At 71.6% G+C, this 3,364-nt stretch carries 3 protein-coding genes; all 3 read left to right on the forward strand.

Annotated features, from left to right (window positions below; translation table 11 throughout):
* On the forward strand, positions 1-679 hold a 679-nt coding region (locus HC022_RS21830; RefSeq protein ID WP_175583685.1), incomplete at its 5' end, for a DegT/DnrJ/EryC1/StrS family aminotransferase.
* Between the two features lie 148 nt (positions 680-827).
* Entirely contained in the window at positions 828-1,799 is a 972-nt protein-coding gene (locus HC022_RS21835; RefSeq protein ID WP_167453810.1) for an XdhC family protein, read from the forward strand.
* Positions 1,796-2,788: a molybdopterin-binding protein gene (locus tag HC022_RS21840; RefSeq protein WP_167453811.1), complete on the forward strand. Its 993-nt coding sequence runs from the start codon at positions 1,796-1,798 to the stop codon at positions 2,786-2,788. The genes HC022_RS21835 and HC022_RS21840 overlap by 4 nt, the downstream gene beginning before the upstream one ends.
* Positions 2,789-3,364: the final 576 nt, after the last annotated feature.

Consider the following 3,364-nt stretch of genomic DNA (forward strand, 5'->3'; position numbering starts at 1 on the left):
CGGCGTGCCCTCGGGGCGGCACGGCGCGGTGGGGTGCTACTCGACGCAGACCTACAAACACATGAACTCGGGCGAGGGCGGTCTCCTTGTCACCGATGACGAGGAGATCGCGGCGCGTGCGGTGATCCTCTCGGGCTCCTACATGCTTTACGAACGCCACCTCGCGGCGCCCGGTCCCGAGGTCTTCGAGCGGGTGAAATACCACACGCCCAACGTCTCGGGCCGCATGGACAACCTGCGCGCGGCGATCCTGCGCCCTCAGCTTGCGCTGCTCGACGACCAGGTGCGCCGCTGGAACGAGCGCTACCGCGTGGTCGAGGACGGGCTGCGCGACACGCCCGGGCTGACCGTGGTCGAGCGTCACGAGAAGGAGACCTACGTGGGTTCCTCGCTGCAGTTCCTGCTGCTCGACTGGGCGCCGGACCTGGTGCAGGAGGCGCTGGCCCGCTGCGCCGACCGTGGCGTCGAGCTCAAGTGGTTCGGCGGCGCCGAGCCGGTGGCCTTCACCTCGCGCTACGATTCCTGGCGCTACGCCGAAAGCGTGCCAATGCCGGCGTCGGACCGGATCCTTGCGGGCATCGTCGACATGCGCCTGCCGCTGACCTTCAGCCTCGAGGACTGCGCCCAGATCGCGCGCATCGTGCGGGCCGAGGTCTCGGCGGTGTGGCAGCAGGGCTGACGCCCCCCCGACCTTGACACGGCTGGAAGCGCGCGCGCCGCGTGATAGGTTACGCGGGACAGGGCCGGCAGGCCGGCCCGTCTTGGCATCTTTGCAAATGGGCCAGATCCCGGCACCGCGCCGGCCGGGCCCGGGGGGAGACCGCACCATGACCGCCAGCTTCGACACGATCCCGGAAACCGCCCTCGCATGGCATCGCGAGGGCAAGGGGGCGGTGCTCGCCACCGTCATCCAGACCTGGGGCTCGGCGCCTCGGCGGGTGGGCGCCCAGCTTGCCATTTCGGGGCAGGCCGAAATCGAGGGCCCGGTCTCGGGCGGCTGCGTCGAGGGCGCGGTGATCGTCGAGGCCCTTGAGGCGCTCGAGAGCGGCGAGGCGCGCGAGCTCGAATTCGGGGTGTCGGACAACGACGCCTTCGCCGTGGGGCTAGCCTGCGGCGGCACCATCCGCGTGCTGGTCGAGCCGGTGGGCAAGGTGCTGCGCGAAGAGCTGCTGACGGCGCTCTGCGAGGCGCGCGCGGCGCGGCGCCCGGTGGCCTATGTGGCGGATCTCGAGACCGGCGCGCGACGGCTGGACGAAAGCAGCCACGAGACGCGCTTTCGCATGGACCGCTCGGGCTTCGAGGAGGACGGGCGCACCTTCGTGGCCATCCACAACCCGCCGCTGCGCTTGGTGATCGTGGGCGCCGTGCACATCGCGCAGGCGCTGGTGCCGATGGCGAAGATCGCCGGCTACGATCCGGCCATCGTCGACCCGCGCGAGACCTTTGGCGCCAGCGCGCGCTTTCCCGGCGAGACGCTGCTCAACGACTGGCCCGACGAGGCGGTGGCGAAGCTCGGCCTTGACGGCCGCACGGCGCTGGTGCTGCTGACCCACGACCCCAAACTCGACGATCCGGCGCTGGAGCTGGCGCTGCGCTCGGGCTGCTTCTACATCGGCGCGCTGGGATCGACGCGCACGCAGGCCAAGCGGGTGGAGCGGATGACGGCGGCGGGCTTCTCCGAGGCCGAGATCGGGCGCATCCACGGGCCGGTCGGGCTCGACATCGGCGCCTCGGGGCCGGCCGAGATCGCGGTGTCGATCCTCGCCGAGATGACCCGGGTGCTGAGGACCGGCGCGTGAGATTCGGATCCGTCCCGCTGGCCGAGGCCGAGGGCGGTGTGCTGGCGCATTCCGTCGCGCTGCCCGGAACCCGGCTGCGCAAGGGGCGGGTGATCTCGGCCGGGGACATCGCGGCACTGGCGGCGGCGGGCCATGACGCGCTGGTGGTGGCCAGGCTCGACCCCGGCGACGTGGGCGAGGATGCGGCCGCGGCTCAACTCGCGGCGGCGCTGGTGCCCGATGCCGCGGCTGCAAGGCTGAAGATCGGCCGCGCGACGACGGGACGGGTGAATCTGCACGCGGCGCAGATCGGGGTGCTCGAGGTCGACGCCGCGCGCATCGACGCGGTGAACGCGGTGCACCCGATGATCACCGTGGCGACGGTGCGGCAATGGCAGAGCCTGCCCGAGAAGGGCATGGCGGCGACGATCAAGATCATCTCCTACGCGGTGCCGGGTGACGCCTTGGCCGAGGCCTGCGCCGAGGCGGGCCAGGCCATGCGCCTGCACCCGCTGCGCCACCGCAGCGCGCAGCTCATCGAGACGGTGATCGGCAACGAGCCTCCGCCGCCGAAGGGCCGGCGATCGATCCGCAACCGGCTCACCCGCATGGGGGCAGAGCTCGGTCCGGCGGTGACGGTCCCGCACGAGACCGCGCCGCTGGCTGCGGCCATCGCCGCGAGCGAGGCGGAGGTGATCCTGATCCTGACGGCCTCGGCCACGTCGGACCTGCACGACACCGCGCCCGAGGCGCTGCGGGCAGCGGGCGGCATTGTGCATCATTTCGGCATGCCGGTGGATCCGGGCAACCTGCTGTTCTTCGGCCAGCTCGGGGAGAAACCGGTCATCGGCCTGCCGGGCTGCGCCCGCTCGCCCGCGCTGAACGGGGCCGACTGGGTGCTGGAGCGTATCCTCTGCGGTGTCGAGGTGACGCCTCGTGACGTGATGGGCATGGGTGTGGGTGGTCTGCTGAAGGAGCCCCCCTCGCGCCCGCGCCCGCGCGAGGGCTGAGCTGACGGCAAGGGCTGTTGGCCGTGCGGGGGATATGTCGGCGGGGATTGGGGGGCGTGTGAGTGCTGAGTTGCCGGAGCGGGTTTGCCGCCGGTGCGAGGGCTGGCCTGCGGGTGCGGGCCTGTTGCCCGTCCGGGGACCGATCCGTCAGGACGGGTGGTCATCCGGGCGAGGCGCGATCTGGCGGAGCGGGCTGTCGCCCGCGCAGGTCTTGTCGCCCTTCTGCCTGCGGCATCGTGCTCCGCGGCCGTGCCTGCGTGACGCGACAGGCCAGTGTTCTGGTGGTGGAGAGGTCGGTCTTTCGGGAGGTCCCGGAGAGGCGAAGGTGTCGGTGCCCCTGGATCCTTTTCGATGCCCCGGGATATTCGGTGAGACTGGCTCGGGGTATCGGGGCGGTGTTGCCTCCGTGCATCGGGAGACCCGGGCCCGGGCAGGCCATCCCGCGAAAGCACCCCCATAAAAGACGAAACCCGCCGGCGGAGCGGCGGGGCGGGCGGTGGGGATACGGAGATCGCCGCCAGGCGTGCCCAAACGGGGCTTACTTTGGGGCCGGGCCCAGCCTCAAGATCATCTGGC

Source organism: Salipiger sp. HF18 (genome assembly GCF_011806505.1).
Taxonomy (GTDB): Bacteria; Pseudomonadota; Alphaproteobacteria; order Rhodobacterales; family Rhodobacteraceae; genus Salipiger; species Salipiger thiooxidans.